The sequence below is a fragment of the Variovorax boronicumulans NBRC 103145 genome, from assembly GCF_001591345.1.
GTDB classification, from domain to species: Bacteria; Pseudomonadota; Gammaproteobacteria; order Burkholderiales; family Burkholderiaceae_C; genus Variovorax; species Variovorax boronicumulans.
Window position 1 is genome coordinate 21,747 of record NZ_BCUS01000035.1, and the last position, 20,124, is coordinate 41,870.

Here is a 20,124-nt window from a genome sequence, read left to right on the forward strand (position 1 = left end):
CAGGAGTCCCCATGTCCGACGCTCAACAACGCATCGACGACCTCGTCAAGTCCAACGAACTCGTGCTCTTCATGAAGGGCAACGCCAGCTTCCCGATGTGCGGTTTCTCGGGCCGCGCCATCCAGATCCTCAAGGCCGTGGGCGTCGACACCAAGACGCTCAAGACCGTCAACGTGCTCGAGGACGACGGCATCCGCCAGGGCATCAAGGAATACAGCAACTGGCCCACCATCCCCCAGCTCTACGTGAAGGGCGAATTCGTGGGCGGCTCGGACATCATGATGGAGATGTACGAGTCGGGCGAGCTGCAGCAGGTGATCGGCGGCGGCGCGTCCGCCTGAGCCTTCCGCTCCCCGTTTGACGGGCGCCGCGCCCCGCGCGCGCCCGAACCCGGTGCCAGTCATGGCACCATGGCGGTCTACGACGTGCCGCCATGACCCTCACCCAAAGCCTGCTCATCATCGCGCTGCTGATCGCGATGAGCGCCTTCTTCTCCCTCGCCGAAATCTGCCTGGCCGCCTCGCGCCGCCTGCGTCTGCGCCAGATGGCCGACGAGGGCGATCCGCGCGCGGAAAAGGTGCTGCGCGTGCAGGAGCAGCCGGGCCACTACTTCACCGTGGTGCAGATCGGCCTGAACGCGGTGGCGATCCTCGGCGGCGTGGTGGGCGAAGGCTCGCTGAGCCCGTATTTCGCCCGCTTCTTCGAGAACTGGCTCAGCGTGGAGGTGGCGGCCAACATCGCCTTCCTGTGCTCGTTCGTGATCGTGATCGCGGTGTTCCTGGTGTTCGCCGACCTGTTCCCCAAGCGCCTGGGCATGAGCGCGCCCGAGCGGCTTGCGGTGCGCATCGTCGGCCCGATGCTGCTGCTGATCACCGCCTTCAAGCCGCTGGTGTGGTTCTTCACGCGCGCGACCGACCTGCTGTTCAAGGTGCTGGGCATGCCGATGGCGCGCGACGACAAGATCACCTCGGCCGACATCCTGGCCATGACCGAGGCCGGCGCGCAGGCCGGCGTGCTGGCGGCGCGAGAGCAGCAGGTGATCGCCAACGTGTTCGAGCTGGACACGCGCCTCGTCAGCAGCGTGATGACGGCGCGCGAGAGCATCGCCTGGTTCTTGCACGACGACCCCGAGTCGGTGCTGCGCGCGCGCATCGTGGCCGAGCCCTATTCCGCCTACCCGGTGTGCGACGGCGACATCGACCACGTGCTGGGCTACGTGGACGCCAAGGACATGTTCCAGCGCGTGCTCAGCGGCCAGCCGCTGGCCTTCGACCAGGGCCTGACGCTGCACAAGGCGCTGGTGATTCCCGACCGGCTCTCGCTCACCGAGGTGCTCGAGCAGTTCCAGCAGGCGCACGAAGACTTCGCGATCATCGTCAACGAGTACAGCCTGGTGGTGGGCGTGATCACGCTCAACGACGTGATGAGCACGGTGATGGGCGACCTGGTGTCGACCTCGACGCCTGAAGAAGAGCAGATCGTGAAGCGCGACGAGAACTCGTGGCTGATCGACGGCATCACGCCCATCCAGGACGTGCAGCGCGCGCTGCACATCGACGAGTTGCCGCATGCCGAGGAATACGAGACGTTGGCGGGCTTCCTGATGGTGATGCTGCGCCGCGTGCCCAAGCGCACGGACAGCGTGACCTGGGGCGGCTACACCTTCGAGGTGATGGACGTCGACAGCTACCGCATCGACCAGGTGATGGTCACCAAGGGCTCGGCGACCGCCAAGGCCGTGGTCGCCGACTGAGCGACGACCTTCAGGCCGCCGAGCGGTCCCTGTCGACGTAAGCCCAGAGCCGCTGGTTCGCGAACACCGCGTTCGGGTACGGCGCACGGCCCCGGCTGCCGTTGTAGCGGCCCAGCGTCATGAACAGGTCGCCCTTCTCACGGTCGAGGTAGTGGCGCAGGATCACGCAGCCGAAACGCAGGTTGGTCTGCATGTGGAACAGCTTGGCCGAATCGCTGTCGCCGATCACGCGGGTCCAGAACGGCATCACCTGCATGTAGCCGCGCGCGCCCGCACTGGAGACCGCGAACTTGCGGAAGTTGCTCTCGACCTGGATCAGGCCCAGCACCAGGCTCACGTCGAGCCCCGAGCGCTTGGCCTCGTACCAGACGGTCTGCAGGAACTCGATGCGCGTGGCCGGGTCGGCGACCTTCTTGCGCAGGCGCTCGCTCATCTCGCCGAGCCACCGCAGGTACGCGAGGCGGGCCTCGGTGTCAGCGAACTGCGGCACCGGCGGCGCCTTGTTGTGGATGGCCGAGCTCAACGCGGTGCGCACCGAGTCGATCAGCGGCTCTTCGATCTGCGCGCCGGCCCAGGCCACCTGGGGCAGCGCCAGCGTCGTCAGGGCGCCTGCCGCAACGCTGCCCAGCAGGCAGCTGCGTCGCGAAAGGCCCCCCGCCACGCTCATGCCGCGAGCTTGCCGGCGATGAAGTCGGCGATGCCGGCCACGGGCACCTTGGTGGCGGCGGTGTCGCGCCGGCCCTGGTACTCGAGCTGGCCTTCCTTGAGGCCGCGGTCGGAGATGACCACGCGGTGCGGCACGCCGATCAGTTCCCAGTCGGCGAACATCGCGCCGGGGCGCTCGCCGCGGTCGTCCAACAGCACGTCGACGCCCTTGGCCAGCAACTCTTCGTAGAGCGCTTCGGCCGCGACCTTGACCTCGGGGCTGCGGTCCATGCCGATCGGGCAGACCACGACCGTGAACGGCGCCAGCGCGTCGGGCCAGATGATGCCGCGCTCGTCGTGGTTCTGTTCGATGGCGGCGGCCGGCAGGCGCGTGATGCCGATGCCGTAGCAGCCCATCTCGAGGAACTGCGGCTTGCCGCCTTCGTCGAGGTAGGTGGCATTCATGTCCTTGCTGTACTTGGTGCCGAGCACGAAGACGTGGCCCACCTCGATGCCGCGCTCGATGGCCAGCACGCCCTTGCCGTCGGGCGAGGCGTCGCCGGCGACCACGTTGCGCAGGTCGGCGACCAGGTCGGGCTCGGGCAGGTCGCGGCCCCAGTTGACGCCGGTCATGTGGAAGTCGATCTCGTTGGCGCCGGTGATCCAGTCGGCCAGCACGGCGGCCTCGCGGTCGGCCACGAGCTTGACGGGCTTCTTGAGGTTCAGCGGGCCGAGGTAGCCCGGCTTGCAGCCGAAGTGCTCGTCGATCTCGGCGGTGGTGGCAAAGCGGAAGCCCTTGTCCAGGCCAGGCAGCTTGCTGACCTTGATCTCGTTCATGTCGTGGTCGCCGCGCAGCAGCAGCAGCCAGATCTGCGCGCCCTTGATGTTGCCGGCGTCGTCGAGGATGTCGGTGGCCAGCACCAGCGACTTGACCGTGGTGGCCAGCGGCACGCCGAGCAGTTCGGCCACGTCGGCGCAGGTGCTCTTGCCGGGCGTGGGCGTCTTCTCGAGCGCGTTGGCGGCGGCAGGACGCGGACCGGCCGGGGCCAGCGCCTCGGCCTTTTCCATGTTGGCGGCGTAGTTGCTGTCGGGGCAGTAGACGATCGCGTCTTCGCCGGTGGCAGCGATCACCTGGAACTCTTCGCTCAGGTCGCCGCCGATGGCGCCGCTGTCGGCCGCCACGGCGCGGTAGCGCAGACCGAAGCGGTCGAAGATGTTGCGGTAGGCCTGGGCCATCACCTGGTAGCTGGCCTTGGCCGCATCGAGGTCGCGGTCGAAGCTGTAGGCGTCCTTCATGATGAACTCGCGCCCGCGCATCAGGCCGAAGCGCGGACGGCGCTCGTCGCGGAACTTGGTCTGGATCTGGTAGAAATTCTTCGGCAGCTGCTTGTAGCTGCGGATTTCCTGGCGCGCGATGTCGGTCACCACCTCTTCGCTGGTCGGCTGGATCACGAAGTCGCGGTCGTGGCGGTCCTTGATGCGCAGCAGCTCGGGGCCCATCTTGGCGAAGCGGCCGGTCTCCTGCCAGAACTCGGCCGGCTGCACCACGGGCATCGTGAGCTCGACGGCGCCGGCGCGGTTCATTTCCTCGCGCACGATCGCTTCGACCTTGCGGATCACGCGCAGGCCCATGGGCATGTACGTGTAGATGCCCGTGCCGAGCTTCTTGATCATGCCGGCCCGCATCATGAGGCGGTGGCTCGCGACCTCGGCGTCAGCGGGCGCTTCCTTCAGGGTGGAGACAAAGAATCGGGAAGCTTTCATCGGGATCGCGCAGGTGGGTTCGAAGTGAGGAGGGAGACAGGCACCCCGGAGAGACCCTGAGAGCCCGGAACCGGTCGCTTGCCGAGTGCAACCCGGCATGCATAATCGACTCAGTTCAAAAATTGGGGTTTGATTATGCTCGACCGGGACGGCTTCAGGCCCAACGTCGGCATCATCCTGCTCAACCAGAGAAACCAGGTTTTCTGGGGCAAGCGCATACGCACGCATTCCTGGCAGTTTCCGCAAGGCGGCATCGACCGTGGCGAAAGTCCCGAGCAAGCCATGTTCCGGGAACTGCACGAGGAAGTCGGGCTCCACCCGGAGCATGTGCGCATCGTGGCCCGTACCCGCGACTGGTTGCGCTACGAGGTGCCGGATCGGTTCATCCGCCGTGACGCACGGGGCCACTACAAAGGCCAGAAGCAGATCTGGTATCTGCTGCAACTTGTCGGCCACGACTGGGATCTCAACCTGCGTGCCACCGACCATCCCGAATTCGACGCCTGGCGCTGGCATGACTACTGGGTCCCGCTCGACGTGGTCGTCGAGTTCAAGCGCGGCGTCTACGAGATGGCGCTTACCGAGCTTGCTCGCTACCTGCCCCGGCAGGATTTCCGCAACCGCTTCCTGCGCAGCAATGTGCGCGCCCGAGAATTCGAGCGCCACACGCTGGACCATGGAGCCCCCGCGGGCCTCGACCTGCCGCCCGGCGGCAGCTTCGACCCGCATCCCGACATTCCTTCTGCGAGCGATGAACCTCCTCCCAAGAACAGCGCGCCCTCTTCTTTCCCGACGCCACGCTGAGCGTGCGCTCGTCATCGCCTGCGTCGGCCTGTTGGCCGCCTGCGCCTCCCGCGGCTACGACACCGACAACCCCGACTGGGCCCAGGCCGGCATGCCACCGGCGCCCAAGAGCACCGAGCAGGACAAGGAGTGGGAAGAAACCGCGGTGCCGCCGCCGCCCGCCTTCAGTGAAAGCCGTCTGCTGCCGATCGCGATGCCGCCCTACATGACGCTGAAGTTCGGCGTCGATCCGAACACCATCGCCATCACGAAGGACGGCATCGTGCGCTACGTGGTGGTGGCACAGAACCGGGCCGGCGGTGCCGTCAACGCGTTCTATGAAGGCGTGCGCTGCTCGACGGCGGAGATGAAGAGCTATGCCCGCTACAACAACGGCGCCTGGCAGGAAACGAAGTCGCCCGAGTGGAAGCGCGTGAGGGACATGAACTCCAGCTACGTGCCGGCGCTGGCGTCGCAGGGCCTGTGCCGGGGCAACGCGCCGCGCAGCTCGGTCAACGAGATGGTGCAGAACATCCGCAACCCGCTGCGCGAACTGCCCTGAAGCAGCGGCGGGGCACGGCGCCCCGCCCTGGCGGCGATCAACCGGGCATCAGCACCATGTTGTCGCGGTGCACCATCTCCGGCTCGGCCGCGTAGCCCAGCAGCCGCTCGAACTCGGCCGAAGGCTTGCGGCACAGCAGCCGGGCCTCCACGCTCGAATAGTTGGCCAGCCCGCGGGCCAGCTCGACGCCGTCGACGTCGCGCACCGCGATCACGTCGCCGCGCGAGAACTCACCCGACACGCCCGTCATGCCGATCGGCAGCAGGCTCTTGCCTTCGCCGCGCACCTTCGCAGCCGCACCGGCGTCGACGATGACGGCACCACGCAACTGTAGGTGATCGGCCATCCAGCGCTTGCGCGCCTGGTGCTTGGCGGTCTGCGCTACCAACAGCGTGCCGATCGATTCGCCACGCGTGAGCCGCAGCAGCGCGTCAGCTTCGCGCCCCCAGGCGATGACCGTGGAAGCGCCGGAACCCGCCGCGCGCTTGGCCGCGAGGATCTTGGTGATCATGCCGCCGCGCCCGATGCTCGAGCCGGCGCCGCCCGCCATGGCTTCGAGCGCCGGATCGCCCGCGGCGGCCTCGTGCACGAATTTCGCGTCGGGGTCCTTGCGCGGGTCGGCCGTGTACAGGCCCTTCTGGTCGGTCAGGATGATCAGGGCATCGGCTTCGACCAGGTTGGCGACCAGGGCGCCGAGCGTGTCGTTGTCGCCGAACTTGATCTCGTCGTTGACCACCGTGTCGTTCTCGTTGATCACCGGCACCACGCCCAGGCGCAGCAGCGTGACCAGGGTCGAGCGGGCATTGAGGTAGCGCTCGCGGTCCGCGAGGTCGGCATGCGTGAGCAGCACCTGCGCGCTGCCGATCTGGTTCTCGCGCAGCTTGGTCTCGTACATCTGGGCCAGGCCCATCTGCCCGACGGCCGCCGCAGCCTGAAGCTCGTGCACTTCGTGCGGACGGGTCTTCCAACCCAGGCGCTTCATGCCTTCGGCGATCGCGCCGCTCGACACCATGACCACTTCGCGCCCGTCGCGCACCAGCTCAGCCAGTTGCCGGCACCACTCGCCGATGGCGCCTTCATCGAGGCCGCGCCCCTCGTTGGTCACGAGGCTGGAGCCCACCTTGACGACGATACGGCGGGCATCCCGCAAGGCAGTGGAACCGGAATTCGAGGTCATGAAGAAAGAAGGCGTGTTTCAGGAATGCAGCCTGCGCTGCTTGCTATCCATTTTGCAGCACCGAAGGTGCCGCGACGCCCTCAGTTTCCTTCGGGCGGCAGCGGAACGAAGCGCGGATCGACCACGACGGTTTCATGCTCGGCCACCTGCTGCGCCTTGACCTGCTGGTACACGGCCTTGATCAGGTGCTCGCAGCCTTCGCGCGTGAGCGCCGAGATCTCGAAGACCGGGCCCTTGAAGCGCAGGCGCTTGACGAAGTCCTTGACGCGCGCGGCGCGCTCGTCGTCCGGCACCATGTCCAGCTTGTTCAGCACCAGCCAGCGCGGCTTCTCGTGCAGCGCCGCGTCGTACTTCTTGAGCTCGGCCACGAGGGCCTTGGCCTGGGCGACCGGATCGACGCTGTCGTCGAACGGCGCCATGTCGACCACGTGCAGCAGCAGGCGAGTGCGCTGCAGGTGACGCAGGAACAGGTGACCGAGACCGGCGCCTTCCGAGGCACCCTCGATCAGACCGGGCAAATCGGCCACCACGAAGCTCTGCTCGGGGCCGACGCGTACGACACCGAGGTTCGGGTGCAGCGTGGTGAAGGGGTAGTCGGCAATGCGCGGGCGGGCGTTCGAAACGGCGCTGATCAGCGTCGATTTTCCGGCATTCGGCATACCCAGCAGGCCCACATCGGCCAGCACCTTGAGTTCGAGCTTGAGGCTCTTCTTCTCGCCGGGCCAGCCGGGCGTCTTCTGGCGCGGCGCGCGGTTGATCGCGCTCTTGAAGCGCATGTTGCCGAAGCCGCCGTCGCCGCCCTTGGCGATGGTGATGACCTCGCCGTCCTTGAGCAGCTCGTACAACACCTCACCCGTTTCAGCGTCGGTGATGATCGTGCCGACAGGCATCTTGAGGACGATGTCGTCGCCGGCGGCGCCGAACATGTCGGAGCCCATGCCGTGCTCTCCGCGCTTGGCTTCGTGCCGGCGCGAGTAGCGGAAATCGACCAGGGTGTTGAGGTTCGAGTCGGCCACCGCGAACACGTGGCCGCCACGGCCGCCGTCGCCGCCATTGGGGCCGCCGAACTCCTTGTACTTCTCATGACGGAACGACACGCAGCCGTTGCCGCCATCGCCCGCGGCGATGTCGATGAAGGCTTCGTCGACGAACTTCATGGGATGTCCAGTTTACAAATGAAGAAGCCCCGGCAATGCGGGGCCTCGGAAAGATCGAAGTGACTGCGGGGCTTAGGCCGCGGGCGTCACGTTGACCATGTGCTTGTTCAGCGCACCCTTGTGACCGAACGACACGTGGCCGTCGACCAGGGCGAAGAGCGTGTGGTCCTTGCCCACGCCGACGTTCACGCCGGGGTGGAACTGGGTGCCGCGCTGGCGCACGATGATCGAGCCTGCGCTGATCAGTTCGCCGCCGAAGGCCTTCACGCCGAGCATCTTGGGCTTGGAATCGCGCCCGTTTCGCGTGGAGCCGCCGCCTTTTTTCTGTGCCATGGAATCTGCTCCTTAGCCGGCGATCGCGCCGATTTGCAGTTCGGTGAACTGCTGGCGATGGCCTTGACGTTTTTGATAGTGCTTGCGACGGCGCATCTTGAAGATGCGAACCTTGTCGTGCAGGCCGTGCGACAGCACCGTGACTGTCACCGTTGCGCCGGACACCAGGGGCGTGCCAACCTTGATTTCAGCGCCGTTTCCGACAGCCAGAACCTGGTCGATCACGATTTCCTGGCCTACGTCCGCAGCAATCTGTTCTACTTTAATTTTCTCGCCGGAAGCAACGCGATACTGCTTGCCGCCGGTTTTTATGACCGCGTACATGTAAACCTCTTAAAAATGAGTCTCCGCAGCGAATTCCGCAGAGCCCAAGATTATAGCGCGGTTTGCGAACACTCACCACCCCGACGTTGAGACGCTCCAGGGAATCGTGCACGGCTCCCTATAATTCGCGCGTTCCGGCCTCCAGGGCCGCCCTCATCCTCGCAGCGCCCCGCGCCTTCGCTTTGCCAGTTCCCGCCGCCGACACCTCCCCCACCGCCACCGTGCTGGACCTGATTGCCGGCGACATGGTCGAAGTCGACCGTGTGATCGCCCAACGCCTCAATACCGGCGTTCCGCTGGTCAGCCAGGTTTCGCAATACATCATCTCCGCCGGCGGCAAGCGGCTGCGGCCGGCGCTGCTGCTGCTCATGGCAGGCGCGCTCGGCTACACGGGCGACCAGCGCTTCAACCTGGCGGCCGTGGTGGAGTTCATCCACACCGCGACCCTGCTGCACGACGACGTGGTCGACGAATCGACCCTGCGCCGCGGCCGCGCCACCGCCAACGAATCCTTCGGCAACCCCGCCAGCGTGCTGGTGGGCGACTTCCTGTATTCACGCGCCTTCCAGATGATGTTGGATGCAAACAACATGCGCATCATGCAGATCCTGGCCGAGGCGACCAACGTGATCGCGGAAGGCGAAGTACTGCAACTGATGAACATGCACGACGCCTCGCTGGACGAAGCGGCGTACCTGCGCGTGATCCGCTCCAAGACCGCCAAGCTCTTCGAGGCGAGCACCCGGCTGGCGGCCGTGCTGGCCGGCACGACGCCCGAAGTCGAAGAAGCCTGCGCCACCTACGGACAGGCGTTGGGCACGGCCTTCCAGGTGATCGACGATGTGCTCGACTACGCAGGCGATGCCCAGGAAACCGGAAAGAACGTCGGCGATGACCTGCGCGAAGGCAAGACCACCTTGCCGCTGATCTTTGCCATGCAGCGTGGCACCCCCGAACAGAGCGCCTTGGTGCGTGCCGCCATCGAGGCCGGCGACACCGCGCAGCTGGGGAAAATCGTCGAGATCGTTCGCGAAACCGGCGCGCTGGAAGCCTCGCGCGCAGCCGCTGCAGCAGAGGCCGAACGCGCAATTCATGCATTGCGCGACCTTCCGTCGAATTTGCACGCTTCAGGTTTGCTACAATTAGCGGCTCAGTTGCTTGAGCGACGTGCCTGAAACACCTCCACAGAGTTGGCATCTAGGACGAGTTCTTTTTCTTGCAACCAATCGGGGTGTAGCTTAGCCTGGTAGAGCGCTACGTTCGGGACGTAGAGGCCGGAGGTTCGAATCCTCTCACCCCGACCAGTTTTTCTCGACTGGTCCAGTTAATGTCAGCCCCTGTTGCTGTGTAACGATTTACAGCACAGGCGTGTTCAGCGATGATCGTGAAGCACTTTTTCACATCTTTTGCATTCGCTGAATGGCCGCTGCCGAAATTCCCGTTAAAGAAACTACGCAGATCGCCCTTCCCGGCTTGGCGCGCGCCCTCGTGTCGGCCGGCAAGCTCGCGGCAAAGACAGCGGAAGACATCTATCAGAAGTCGCTGAGTGGCCGCACCAGCTTCATCGCTGAACTGACCGGCACCGGCGCCGTCTCGGCGGCGGATCTCGCCCACACCCTCTCAAGCGCCTTCGGCGCCCCGTTGCTCGACCTCGATGCCATCGATCACCAGCGCCTGCCCAAGGACCTGCTCGATCCGAAGCTCTGCCATGCGTACCGCATCGTCGTTCTCAGCAAGCGCAACAACCGCCTGATCGTCGCGACGGCCGACCCGTCGGACCAGCAAGCCGCGGAGAAAATCAAGTTCGCGTCGCAGATGGGCGTGGACTGGGTCATCGCGGAGTACGACAAGCTTTCGCGCATGATCGAAGCCGCCGCAGCCAGTGCTGCGGAAACGATCAACAGCATCGTCGGCACCGAGTTCGAGTTCGACGACGTCACGGCCGACACCTCGGGCGATGCCAACGAGCAGGCCATCGCCGAAGTCGAAGACGCACCTGTGGTGCGCTTCCTGCACAAGATGCTGCTCGACGCAGTCAGCATGCGGGCCTCGGACATCCACTTCGAGCCCTACGAACACCATTACCGGGTGCGCTTCCGGGTCGATGGCGAGCTGCGCGAAATCGCCAGTCCGCCCACGGTCATCAAGGACAAGCTGGCCTCGCGCATCAAGGTCATTTCCCGGCTCGACATCTCGGAAAAACGCGTGCCGCAAGACGGCCGCATGAAGCTCAAGATCGGTCCCGACCGCGTGATCGACTTCCGCGTCAGCACGCTACCCACGCTGTTCGGCGAGAAGATCGTCGTGCGTATCCTGGACCCGAGCAGCGCACGCATGGGCATCGACGCCCTGGGCTACGACGCCGACGAGAAAGAACGACTCCTCCACGCCATCGGCCGCCCCTACGGCATGGTGCTGGTGACCGGCCCCACGGGCTCGGGCAAGACCGTGTCGCTGTACACCTGCTTGAACCTGCTCAACCAGCCGGGCGTCAACATCGCGACGGCGGAAGACCCGTCGGAAATCAACCTGCCCGGCGTCAACCAGGTCAACGTCAACGAGAAGGCCGGCCTCACTTTCGCGGCCGCGCTGCGTGCCTTCCTGCGGCAGGATCCCGACATCATCATGGTCGGCGAAATCCGCGACCTCGAAACCGCCGACATCTCGATCAAGGCCGCGCAAACGGGTCACCTGGTGCTGTCGACGCTGCACACCAACGACGCCCCGACCACGCTCACGCGCATGCGCAACATGGGCATCGCGCCGTTCAACATCGCGTCGAGCGTGATCCTGATCACCGCGCAACGCCTCGCGCGCCGGCTGTGCATGCTGTGCCGCGCGCCGATCGACATTCCGCGCGAAGCCCTGCTCGATGCCGGCTTCAAAGAGGAAGACATCAACGGCACCTGGAAGCCCTACCGCCCGGTCGGCTGCGCCGCCTGCAGCGGCGGCTACAAGGGCCGGGTCGGCATCTACCAGGTGATGCCGATTTCGGAAGCCATCCAGGAAATCATCCTGCGCGACGGCAGTGCGCTGGACATCGCGAACCAATCCGAAGCCGAAGGCGTGCGCTCGCTGCGCCAGTCCGGCCTTCGAAAAGTCATGCAGGGCCTCACTTCGCTCGAAGAAGTCGTCGCCTGCACCAACCTATAACGAACACACTGAACCGGAGATCGAATGGCAACAGTGGCATCCTCCCGCTCCCAGGTCACGCACAAGGAATTCGTCTTCGAATGGGAAGGCAAGGACCGCAACGGCAAGCTGGTGCGCGGCGAACTTCGCGCTGCCGGGGAGAACCAAGTGCAGGCGGCCTTGCGTCGCCAGGGCGTGCTGGCCTCCAAGATCAAGAAGCGCCGCATGCGCTCGGGCAAGGCGATCAAGCCCAAGGACATCGCGATCTTCACACGCCAGCTCGCGACCATGATGAAGGCGGGCGTGCCGCTGCTGCAGTCCTTCGACATCGTCGGCCGCGGCAACGCGAACGCGAGTGTCGCCAAGCTGCTGAACGACATCCGCAGCGATGTCGAGACCGGCACATCTCTGTCGGCCGCTTTCCGCAAGTTCCCGAAGTACTTCGACAACCTCTACTGCAACCTGGTGGAGGCCGGCGAGGCGGCCGGTATCCTGGAAGAGTTGCTGGACCGTCTCGCAACCTACATGGAGAAGACCGAGGCGATCAAGTCGAAGATCAAGTCGGCATTGATGTACCCGACCTCGGTGGTCGTCGTGGCCTTCGTCGTGGTGGCGATCATCATGATCTTCGTGATCCCCGCGTTCAAGCAGGTGTTCACCTCCTTCGGAGCCGACCTGCCCGCACCGACGCTGTTCGTGATGGCGATGAGCGAGTTCTTCGTGTCTTACTGGTGGCTGATCTTCGGCGTGCTCGGCGGTGGCATCTACTTCTTTCTGCAAGCGTGGAAACGCAATGAGCGCGTCCAGAAAGTCATGGACCGCCTGCTGCTGCGCATTCCCGTCTTCGGCACGCTGATCGAGAAATCCTGCATAGCCCGCTGGACCCGCACGCTCGCCACCATGTTCGCGGCCGGCGTGCCGCTGGTGGAGGCGCTCGACTCGGTGGGCGGCGCATCGGGCAACTCGGTGTACGGCGATGCCACCGCCAAGATCCAGCAAGAGGTCTCGACCGGCACCAGCCTGACGACGGCCATGACCAACGTCAACCTGTTCCCCTCGATGGTGATCCAGATGACCGCCATCGGCGAGGAGTCGGGCTCGATCGACCACATGCTCGGCAAGGCCGCCGACTTCTACGAATCCGAAGTCGACGACATGGTCGCCGGCCTCTCCAGCCTGATGGAACCCATCATCATCGTGTTCCTGGGCGTCATCATCGGCGGCATCGTGGTGTCGATGTACCTGCCCATCTTCAAGCTCGGCCAGGTCGTCTGATGCTGGTGTCGCAAGGGTTCGACACCGCGCTGGCCGGTGTGCTGGGGCTATTGATCGGCAGTTTCCTCAACGTGGTGATCTACCGCACCCCGGTCATGATGTACCGGGGCTGGCTGAGCGATGCGGTCACCAATCTCATGTCGTCGAAGGACATGCCTTCGCTCTGGTCGCTGGTCTTCGGCCCGAAGGCCGTGCCACCCGCAGGGCTCGAGGCGGCCGCCGACAAGGCCGCCGAAGCACTCGAGAAGCTCCCGCCCTTCGATCTCACGCGCCCCTCCTCGCGCTGCGGCGCGTGCGGCCACAAGATCCGCTGGCACCAGAACATCCCCGTGCTCAGCTACCTCGTGCTGCGCGGCCGATGCGCCAGCTGCAAGACCTCGATCAGCCCCCGCTACCCGCTCGTCGAACTGATCACGGGCGCGCTGTTCGCCCTGTGTGCACACCGCTTCGGCATCACCCCCACGGGCGCGCTCTGGGCGGCCTTCGGCGCCGTGCTGATCTGCCAGTTCCTCATCGACTTCGACACCCAGTTCCTGCCCGACGCCCTGAACTACCCGCTGCTCTGGCTCGGCCTGGTCGGTGCCGCCATGGGCTGGACCGGCGTCAGCCTGAACACCGCGGTCTGGGGCGCCGTGTTCGGCTACCTGAGCCTGTGGCTTGTGTACCATGCCTACCGCCTGGCCACAGGCAAGGAAGGCATGGGACATGGGGACTTCAAACTGCTCGCCGCTCTGGGCGCCTGGCTCGGCGCCGACTACCTCGTTGCGATCATCCTCGTCTCCTCGGTGGTGGGCGCCGTGATCGGCCTCACGCTGCGCTTCGCCGGCAAGCTGGCCCACAAGGACATTCCCATCGCCTTCGGCCCCTTCCTGGCCGGCGCCGGCCTGATCTGCCTCGTGGCCGGTCCCGCCGTCGTCAAGCAGTGGATTCCCTTCGCCTTCCCTTTCGGGGCCCTGGCCCTTTGAGAACGACAGCGGCATGGCGGTGAAGCGCATCGGCCTGACCGGCGGCATCGGCAGCGGCAAGAGCACGGTCGCGTCGCTGTTGGTGGCCGAAGGGGCGGTGCTGGTCGACACCGACGCCATCGCACGCAGCATCGCGCAGGCCGGCGGCATCGCGATGCCCGCCATCGAAGCCGCGTTCGGCCCCTCCGTCATCGCACCCGATGGCGGCCTCGACCGGGCCGCCATGCGCCAGCTGGTGTTCGCCGACGCGGGCGCCAAGGCCCGTCTCGAAGCGATCCTGCATCCGCTGATCGGCACCGAGACGCAACGCCAGGCCGCCGCCGCCGGCGATGCCGTCGTCGTGTTCGACGTCCCGCTGCTGGTCGAATCCGGCCGCTGGCGGGCCCTCGTGGACCGCGTGCTGGTGGTCGATGCCCGCGAAGACACGCAGCTGCAGCGTGTGGTCGCACGCTCGGGATGGGAGCCCGAAGCCGTGCGCGCCGTGATCGCCCAGCAGGCGCCGCGCAAGGCGCGCCGGGCCGCCGCCGACGCCGTGATTTACAACGAGTCGTTGACGCTCGCGGAACTGGGCACCGAGGTGCGGGGTCTCTGGAAGCTGTGGGCTGCGGCCACCACGCGATAATCCGAGACCAGCCGCCCCGGCGGCTCTATAACGATTACGACAAAAAGGCGCTCGCCCCTGCAGTGCCCTCCCCGAGATGCTTTTCAACTCGTATCCCTTCATTTTTGTCTATTTCCCGCTGGTCCTGATCGGGTTCTTCCTGATCGGCAAGCGCAACGCCCGCGCCGCCGCCGGCTTCCTCGGACTGGCCTCGCTGTTCTTCTACGGTTGGTGGAGCGTGCAGGCCCTGCCGCTGCTGCTGGGTTCCATCTGCGTCAACTACTGGTTCGGCCTGCAGCTGACGCCCGCGCCGGGGCGCAACGACCGCAAGCGCAAGACGCTGCTGATCGCCTCGCTGGTGATCAACCTGGGCGTGCTGGCCGTCTTCAAGTACGCCAACTTCTTCCTGGAAAACGTCGATGCGGGGCTGGTCGCCGCGGGTCTCACGCCGATCGATCTGGTGCACATCGTGCTGCCGATCGGCATCTCGTTCTATACCTTCACGCAGATCGCCTTCCTGGTCGACTGCTGGCAGGGCAAGGTGCACGAGCGCAGCTTCATCCACTACGTGCTGTTCGTCACCTACTTCCCGCACCTGATCGCGGGCCCGGTGCTGCACCACGCGCAGATGATGCCGCAGTTCGCGAGCCCCGCGACCTACCGGATGGACCCGAACAAGGTCGCCATCGGCCTCACGATCTTCGTCTTCGGCCTCGCCAAGAAACTGCTGATCGCCGACCCCATGGGGCAGTACGCCGACCTGATGTTCAACGGCGTTCACAAGGGCATCGAGCCCACGCTGTACACCGCGTGGTTCGGTGCGCTGGCCTATACGCTGCAGATCTATTTCGACTTCTCGGGCTACTCGGACATGGCCGTCGGCCTCTCGATGTGCCTGGGCGTGCAGCTGCCGCTCAACTTCCGCTCGCCCTACAAGTCGACCAACATCATCGAGTTCTGGCGCCGCTGGCACATCTCGCTGTCGACCTTCCTGCGCGACTACCTCTACGTGCCGCTGGGCGGCAACCGCAAGGGTCCGGCGCGGCGCTACCTGAACCTGTTCCTCACGATGCTGCTGGGCGGCCTGTGGCACGGCGCGGCCTGGACCTTCGTGGTCTGGGGCGCGATGCACGGCGCGTTCCTGATGGTCAACCACCTCTGGAACGCCAAGGTCCGTCGCAACGCCACCCCGGGGCGCATCGCGCGCGTGCTGGGCTGGCTGCTGACATTCCTGTGCGTGGTGGTGGCCTGGATCGTCTTCCGCGCCGACGGCATGAACACTGCCATGTCCATCTACAAGGGCATGCTGGGCCTGCACGGCGCGCCGGTCTCGGCGTTCAGCGAGTTCGGCAAGGTGCCGTTCCGCAAGCCGGAGTTCTTCCAGCTCATGCTGGTGGCGATCGTCATCTGCCTGACGCTGCCGCCGACCATCACCCTGGAGCGCTGGATTCCCCACCCGAAGTCGATGGCCGGCCGCCCGGTGATGGCCCGCCTGTCGACCGTGGTGCTCGCCATCGGTACCTTCGCACTGTTCGCGTGGTGCGTTTCGAAGCTGGGCGGCTACAGCCCCTTCCTCTATTTCCAATTCTGATTCGACATGACGACGACCACGACGCCCGCGAAAGTCTGGCTGCGGTTCTTCCTCTTCGGCTACTTCGTCCTGATGGCCCTGTGGATCATTTCGCTCACCAGCCCGGTGCCCTACGGCGACCTCACGCGCATCGGACGCCTGTCCGAACGCGAGTTCGGCTGGCGCGACCCGCCGCCCAAGGTCGATCCGGTCTACCTTGCCAGCACGCCCATCGAACAGGCGGACGTGATGGTCGTCGGCGACAGCTTCTCCATGACGCACCGCTGGCAGTCCGTGCTCGCCAAGGCCGGCTACCGGGTCTCGACCTCGTACTGGGGCCAGTACGGCGAATCGCTGTGCGGCGACTTCAGCCAGTGGGTCCACGACTCCGGCTTCAAGGGCAAGCTGGTCATCATCGAAAGTGTGGAGCGACTGCTGGACATGCGCATGCGCTACAGCGAGCGCTGCAAGGACGGCAAGACCATCTTCCCCTACAGCGCCAAGGCCGAGCCCCTCATCGAGCCCGACGAGACCGTGCCGGCCTTCGCGCCCAACTGGGAAGTCCAGTACATGACCGGCGTCGTGACCTACTACCACACGTGGAAGGCCAAGAACTCGCCGGTAGACACCTATTTCGATCGTGACACCTGGGTAAGGAAAGTCCCCGACGGTTGCAAATTCTTCTCGCATCGCCAGTGCGACCGGATGCCCTTCTTCCAGGAAGACGAGGACAATGGCCCGTTGACATCCGACACGCTGGCGCGAATGAAGAACTTCACCGCTGCGCACAGCACCATCCCGCTCCTGTGGATGGTGGTGCCCAACAAGACCACGGTCTACCTCAAGCCCGATTTCTCGAAGGACTTCGAAAGCGGCTTCCGCGACGCGAAGCTGGGCCCCGACCTTTACGCCTTCACCCGCGAAAAGCACACGCAGATCCGCGACTTCTACTTCTCGAACGACACGCACATGTCCATGCACGGACAGCTCGCACTCGGCGAGCGCATGCTGGCCGCGGTGCGCGAAGTGATGCCCACACCCCCTTCCAAATCGCCCTGAAGTTATGATTCCGCGACAGGAAACCGACAAATACGCGTGATCCTCTACGAGTACCCCTTCAACGAGCGCATCCGCACGTACCTGAGGCTGGAGCATCTGTTCCGTCGCCTCGGGGAACTGGTGCCCTCGGAATCGCCGCTTTCGCACCACTACGCCCTGGTCACGATCTTCGAGATCATGGACGTGGCGGCGCGCGCCGACCTCAAGGCCGACGTGCTGCGCGACCTCGACAAGCACAAGAACGTCTTCAACAGCTACCGGGGCAATCCGGCCATCGCCGAGACGGTGCTGAACCAGGTCGTCGACCAGCTCGAACGCAACTTCAGCGCGCTGAACGGCGTGGCCGGCAAGGCGGGACAGGCACTCACCGAGAACGAGTGGCTCATGAGCATCCGCAGCCGCGCCGGCATTCCGGGCGGCACCTGCGAGTTCGACCTGCCCGCCTACTACGCGTGGCAGCACCGCATGCCGGCCAGCCGCCGTGCCGACCTGGAACGCTGGTCGAACACGCTGTCGCCGCTGGCCTCGTCGATCTACCTGCTGCTCAAGCTGCTGCGCGACGCCGACGTGCCCTACAAGGTGATCGCCACCCACGGGCAGTTCCAGCAGAACCTGCCGCAGGGGCGCAGCTTCCAGCTGCTGCGGCTGCGCATCGATCCCAAGCTGGGCCTGGTCCCTGAAATCAGCGGCAACCGCCTCATGGTCTCGGTGCGGCTCATGCGGCACGAGGCCGACGACCGCCTGCACCCGAGCACGGAAGACACCCCCTTCGAACTGACCCTCTGCGCGTGAGGCCCGGTGTGAGCAAGAAGAAAGAAGACGAACGCATCGTCCGCTGCCCGACCTGCGGCGGCGACAGCATTTATGCGGAGCGCAACCCGTTTCGGCCGTTCTGCAGCGCACGCTGCAAGGGCATCGACTTCGGCGCCTGGGCGACCGAGGAATTCAGGATGCCGGCGGAGACACCGCCCGACGAAGAGCCCTTCGGCGATCCCAAGCTGCAGCAATAGATTGGCTGCACGCCGCCGCAGCCCAAGGCTGCGGGGTCGTCAGTTGGCCGCCGCGGGCTGCACGCCCTCTTCCAGGAACACCTTGTCCAGGTAGGTCGCGAACTGCCGCGTGAACGCGGGCCGCAGGTGGCCGTGGTCCTTGTAGGCCGGCGCACCGTCGGGCATCGTCCGCGGGCACTGGCCGTCCTTGCACAGGGCGCCCAGCACGTCGATCGCCTCCGCGCCGCTGGCGGCCGCGATCTGCAGGAGCCGCTGGTTGAGCTTCACCTGGTCGGCGAGCACGGGCGCGGTCGGCGAATTGCCCACCACCGAGAGCGTGCGCAGCCGGCTGCCCTCGATCATGCGGCGCGGCTCGAAGTCGTCGCCCAGCGCGTTGTCCAGCAGCAGATAGACCTTTTTCTTCTGCTTGACCAGCTCGGTCACCCACGCCTGCAGCGCCACCAGCGAGGGCTCGATGCCGGCGCGGTCGCCGCGGGTCAGGGAGAGCGACGCGCCGTTCGCGCGCAGCACGTAGTCCAGCGGGAAATCGCCCGTGAAGTAGCAGTTCCAGCAGCTGCCGATCAGCACCGTGTCGATCTGCGGGTCGCGTGCCATCGCCATCCACTGGTCGCGGGCCGGGCCGCAGCCGGGGTTCTGCTCGGCGAAGACGTTCGGAATGGCCGGGCACGCGCCGTAGGTGAAGAAGTAGGTGGTCGCCATGCGCTCGGGCGCGAGGCGTGCCAGCTCCGCGGCACGCGGGCCGTATTCGATGACGTGGCTGTCGCCGATCAGCAGCACCTTGCGGGCGCCGTTGCCGATGCGATTCACCGCGTAGGGTCCGAAGTTCTCCGAGGAAAAGCCGGCGTAGTAGTCACCGTCCACCGTCGCATCGGTCACCTTCTGCAGCAGCTCGCTGTTGTGGCGGGCGGGCAAACCGTTGAGCACGGCCACGCCGGCCACGGCCACGAAGGCCCCGGTGCCCACGAGCGTGCGCAGCATGCCTGCGCCCAGGCGGGCCCGCGTGAACCGTTCGATGAAGCGGTAGGTCAGCCAGGCCAGCAGCACGCTGGCCACCACCATCGTCACGCGCGTGCCCACCGACGGCTCCGCGCCCTTGACGATCCGCGCATACACCAGGAGCGGCCAGTGCCACAGGTACAGCGGATAGCTGATCAGGCCGATCCACACCATCGCGCGGTTCGACAGGAAGTACTTGTTCAGCACACCCGTCGGGCCGGCCGCGATGCAGCTCACCGCGCCCAGCGTCGGCAGCAGCGCCCACCAGCCGGGGAAGGCCTTGTCGCTACGGATCATCACGAGGCCCAGCACGATCAGGCCCACGCCCAGCACCGACTGCACATGGCTGCGCCAGACGCTCGGCGCCGACGGCTTCATCCGCATGCAGGCCAGGATGCCGCCCACCATGAGTTCCCAGAAGCGCGAAGCCGGCGAATAGAAGGCCGCCGTGCGGAACGGGTGGATCGTCGTCACGTTGATGAGGAACGACACCACCGCCAGCACCCACAACACGCGCACGATCGGCCAACGCCTGCGCCAGGCCAGCCCGAGCAGCAGCGGCCAGAAAATGTAGAACTGTTCTTCGATGCCCAGCGACCACAGGTGCAGCAGCGGCTTGGTCTCGGCGGCCGTGTCGAAGTAACCGGCCTCGCTCCAGAAGACGAAGTTGGCCACGAAGCCCACGCCGCCCAGCGCCTGCTTGCCCAGCTCGACGAATTCCTTGTTGAGCAGCACGTACCAGCCGAAGGCCAGCACGCCCGCCAGCATCAGCATCAGTGCCGGGAAGATCCGACGGATGCGCCGTGCGTAGAAATCGCGGTAGCTGAAATCGCCGGCCGCGTGGCTCTGCATGATGATCGTCGTGATCAGGAAGCCCGAGATCACGAAGAAGATGTCGACGCCGATGAAGCCGCCCGGCAGCAGCTTCGGAAAAGCGTGGAAGATGACGACCGAGGCCACGGCCACGGCGCGCAGGCCGTCGATGTCGGCACGGTACTTGGGATGCATATCTCTTACT

20 protein-coding genes and 1 tRNA gene are annotated in these 20,124 nt (G+C 65.6%); 14 read left to right on the plus strand and 7 right to left on the minus strand.

What is annotated here, in order from left to right; translation table 11 throughout:
- The first annotated feature begins 11 nt into the window (after positions 1-11).
- Both grxD and paeA read left to right on the plus strand, forming a co-directional pair.
- Complete coding sequence (grxD, locus tag VBO01S_RS12605) at positions 12-341, plus strand: Grx4 family monothiol glutaredoxin (protein WP_062474501.1); 330 nt, start codon at positions 12-14, stop codon at positions 339-341.
- 92 nt (positions 342-433) lie between these two features.
- Positions 434-1,753, plus strand: a complete 1,320-nt coding sequence (gene paeA, locus VBO01S_RS12610) for a polyamine export protein PaeA (protein WP_062474502.1) — start codon at positions 434-436, stop codon at positions 1,751-1,753.
- 10 nt (positions 1,754-1,763) lie between these two features.
- Here the strand turns inward: paeA and VBO01S_RS12615 are convergent, their stop codons facing one another.
- Both VBO01S_RS12615 and VBO01S_RS12620 read right to left on the minus strand, forming a co-directional pair.
- Complete coding sequence (locus VBO01S_RS12615) at positions 1,764-2,420, minus strand: lytic transglycosylase domain-containing protein (RefSeq protein WP_062474504.1); 657 nt, start codon at positions 2,418-2,420, stop codon at positions 1,764-1,766.
- Positions 2,417-4,162, minus strand: a complete 1,746-nt coding sequence (locus VBO01S_RS12620; RefSeq protein ID WP_062474505.1) for a proline--tRNA ligase — start codon at positions 4,160-4,162, stop codon at positions 2,417-2,419. Before VBO01S_RS12620 ends, VBO01S_RS12615 begins: the two co-directional genes overlap by 4 nt.
- Before the next feature lie 135 nt (positions 4,163-4,297).
- Here VBO01S_RS12620 and VBO01S_RS12625 point away from each other — a divergent pair, with 135 nt between their 5' ends.
- Together VBO01S_RS12625 and VBO01S_RS12630 are read left to right on the plus strand one after the other, a co-directional pair.
- The gene (locus VBO01S_RS12625) at positions 4,298-4,966 is read left to right on the plus strand and encodes an RNA pyrophosphohydrolase (protein ID WP_062474507.1); all 669 of its coding nucleotides are present in this window, start codon (positions 4,298-4,300) and stop codon (positions 4,964-4,966) included.
- 31 nt (positions 4,967-4,997) lie between these two features.
- Complete coding sequence (locus VBO01S_RS12630; RefSeq protein WP_255221111.1) at positions 4,998-5,507, plus strand: CNP1-like family protein; 510 nt, start codon at positions 4,998-5,000, stop codon at positions 5,505-5,507.
- A 37-nt stretch (positions 5,508-5,544) separates the two neighbouring features.
- Here the strand turns inward: VBO01S_RS12630 and proB are convergent, their stop codons facing one another.
- The 4 genes from proB to rplU form a co-directional block, all read right to left on the minus strand.
- Complete coding sequence (gene proB, locus VBO01S_RS12635) at positions 5,545-6,684, minus strand: glutamate 5-kinase (protein ID WP_062474510.1); 1,140 nt, start codon at positions 6,682-6,684, stop codon at positions 5,545-5,547.
- A gap of 80 nt (positions 6,685-6,764) precedes the next feature.
- Complete coding sequence (gene cgtA / locus VBO01S_RS12640; RefSeq protein WP_062474512.1) at positions 6,765-7,841, minus strand: Obg family GTPase CgtA; 1,077 nt, start codon at positions 7,839-7,841, stop codon at positions 6,765-6,767.
- A gap of 72 nt (positions 7,842-7,913) precedes the next feature.
- Entirely contained in the window at positions 7,914-8,174 is a 261-nt protein-coding gene (gene rpmA, locus VBO01S_RS12645; RefSeq protein ID WP_013543198.1) for a 50S ribosomal protein L27, read from the minus strand.
- A 12-nt stretch (positions 8,175-8,186) separates the two neighbouring features.
- A complete protein-coding gene (gene rplU / locus VBO01S_RS12650) occupies positions 8,187-8,498 on the minus strand; it encodes a 50S ribosomal protein L21 (RefSeq protein WP_062474515.1) in 312 nt (103 codons plus the stop codon).
- Positions 8,499-8,680: 182 nt separating this feature from the next.
- Here rplU and VBO01S_RS12655 point away from each other — a divergent pair, with 182 nt between their 5' ends.
- The 10 genes from VBO01S_RS12655 (at position 8,681) to VBO01S_RS12700 (ending at position 18,110) form a co-directional block, all read left to right on the plus strand.
- Positions 8,681-9,673 (plus strand): polyprenyl synthetase family protein, encoded by a 993-nt coding sequence (locus VBO01S_RS12655; RefSeq protein ID WP_062474516.1) that lies wholly within the window; start codon positions 8,681-8,683, stop codon positions 9,671-9,673.
- Between the two features lie 52 nt (positions 9,674-9,725).
- Positions 9,726-9,802, plus strand: a tRNA-Pro gene (locus VBO01S_RS12660).
- A gap of 115 nt (positions 9,803-9,917) precedes the next feature.
- A complete protein-coding gene (gene pilB / locus VBO01S_RS12665) occupies positions 9,918-11,651 on the plus strand; it encodes a type IV-A pilus assembly ATPase PilB (protein ID WP_062474518.1) in 1,734 nt (577 codons plus the stop codon).
- 24 nt (positions 11,652-11,675) lie between these two features.
- Positions 11,676-12,905 carry a type II secretion system F family protein gene (locus tag VBO01S_RS12670; RefSeq protein ID WP_062474520.1) on the plus strand — a complete coding sequence of 410 codons (1,230 nt, stop codon included), beginning with the start codon at positions 11,676-11,678 and terminating at the stop codon, positions 12,903-12,905.
- Complete coding sequence (locus VBO01S_RS12675) at positions 12,905-13,870, plus strand: prepilin peptidase (RefSeq protein WP_062474521.1); 966 nt, start codon at positions 12,905-12,907, stop codon at positions 13,868-13,870. The genes VBO01S_RS12670 and VBO01S_RS12675 overlap by 1 nt, the downstream gene beginning before the upstream one ends.
- 13 nt (positions 13,871-13,883) lie before the next feature.
- A complete protein-coding gene (coaE, locus tag VBO01S_RS12680; protein ID WP_062474523.1) occupies positions 13,884-14,492 on the plus strand; it encodes a dephospho-CoA kinase in 609 nt (202 codons plus the stop codon).
- A gap of 76 nt (positions 14,493-14,568) precedes the next feature.
- The gene (locus VBO01S_RS12685) at positions 14,569-16,062 is read left to right on the plus strand and encodes an MBOAT family O-acyltransferase (RefSeq protein ID WP_062474524.1); all 1,494 of its coding nucleotides are present in this window, start codon (positions 14,569-14,571) and stop codon (positions 16,060-16,062) included.
- Between the two features lie 6 nt (positions 16,063-16,068).
- Entirely contained in the window at positions 16,069-17,100 is a 1,032-nt protein-coding gene (locus VBO01S_RS12690; RefSeq protein ID WP_062474527.1) for an alginate O-acetyltransferase AlgX-related protein, read from the plus strand.
- 36 nt (positions 17,101-17,136) lie between these two features.
- Complete coding sequence (zapD, locus tag VBO01S_RS12695) at positions 17,137-17,892, plus strand: cell division protein ZapD (protein ID WP_062474529.1); 756 nt, start codon at positions 17,137-17,139, stop codon at positions 17,890-17,892.
- Between the two features lie 8 nt (positions 17,893-17,900).
- Positions 17,901-18,110, plus strand: coding sequence for a DNA gyrase inhibitor YacG (locus VBO01S_RS12700; protein ID WP_062474531.1), 210 nt, complete (start codon positions 17,901-17,903; stop codon positions 18,108-18,110).
- A gap of 39 nt (positions 18,111-18,149) precedes the next feature.
- Here the strand turns inward: VBO01S_RS12700 and VBO01S_RS12705 are convergent, their stop codons facing one another.
- A complete protein-coding gene (locus VBO01S_RS12705) occupies positions 18,150-20,114 on the minus strand; it encodes an acyltransferase family protein (protein ID WP_062474533.1) in 1,965 nt (654 codons plus the stop codon).
- Positions 20,115-20,124: the final 10 nt, after the last annotated feature.

Coding starts and splice junctions, on each gene's coding strand:
- VBO01S_RS12685 (WP_062474524.1), top strand. CDS start 14,569: ATGCTTTTCAACTCGTATCCCTTCATTTTTGTCTATTTCCCGCTGGTC.
- VBO01S_RS12705 (WP_062474533.1), bottom strand. CDS start 20,114: ATGCATCCCAAGTACCGTGCCGACATCGACGGCCTGCGCGCCGTGGCC.
- grxD (WP_062474501.1), top strand. CDS start 12: ATGTCCGACGCTCAACAACGCATCGACGACCTCGTCAAGTCCAACGAA.
- VBO01S_RS12675 (WP_062474521.1), top strand. CDS start 12,905: ATGCTGGTGTCGCAAGGGTTCGACACCGCGCTGGCCGGTGTGCTGGGG.
- VBO01S_RS12690 (WP_062474527.1), top strand. CDS start 16,069: ATGACGACGACCACGACGCCCGCGAAAGTCTGGCTGCGGTTCTTCCTC.
- paeA (WP_062474502.1), top strand. CDS start 434: ATGACCCTCACCCAAAGCCTGCTCATCATCGCGCTGCTGATCGCGATG.
- cgtA (WP_062474512.1), bottom strand. CDS start 7,841: ATGAAGTTCGTCGACGAAGCCTTCATCGACATCGCCGCGGGCGATGGC.
- coaE (WP_062474523.1), top strand. CDS start 13,884: ATGGCGGTGAAGCGCATCGGCCTGACCGGCGGCATCGGCAGCGGCAAG.
- VBO01S_RS12625 (WP_062474507.1), top strand. CDS start 4,298: ATGCTCGACCGGGACGGCTTCAGGCCCAACGTCGGCATCATCCTGCTC.
- rplU (WP_062474515.1), bottom strand. CDS start 8,498: ATGTACGCGGTCATAAAAACCGGCGGCAAGCAGTATCGCGTTGCTTCC.
- pilB (WP_062474518.1), top strand. CDS start 9,918: ATGGCCGCTGCCGAAATTCCCGTTAAAGAAACTACGCAGATCGCCCTT.
- proB (WP_062474510.1), bottom strand. CDS start 6,684: ATGACCTCGAATTCCGGTTCCACTGCCTTGCGGGATGCCCGCCGTATC.
- rpmA (WP_013543198.1), bottom strand. CDS start 8,174: ATGGCACAGAAAAAAGGCGGCGGCTCCACGCGAAACGGGCGCGATTCC.
- VBO01S_RS12615 (WP_062474504.1), bottom strand. CDS start 2,420: ATGAGCGTGGCGGGGGGCCTTTCGCGACGCAGCTGCCTGCTGGGCAGC.
- VBO01S_RS12670 (WP_062474520.1), top strand. CDS start 11,676: ATGGCAACAGTGGCATCCTCCCGCTCCCAGGTCACGCACAAGGAATTC.
- VBO01S_RS12620 (WP_062474505.1), bottom strand. CDS start 4,162: ATGAAAGCTTCCCGATTCTTTGTCTCCACCCTGAAGGAAGCGCCCGCT.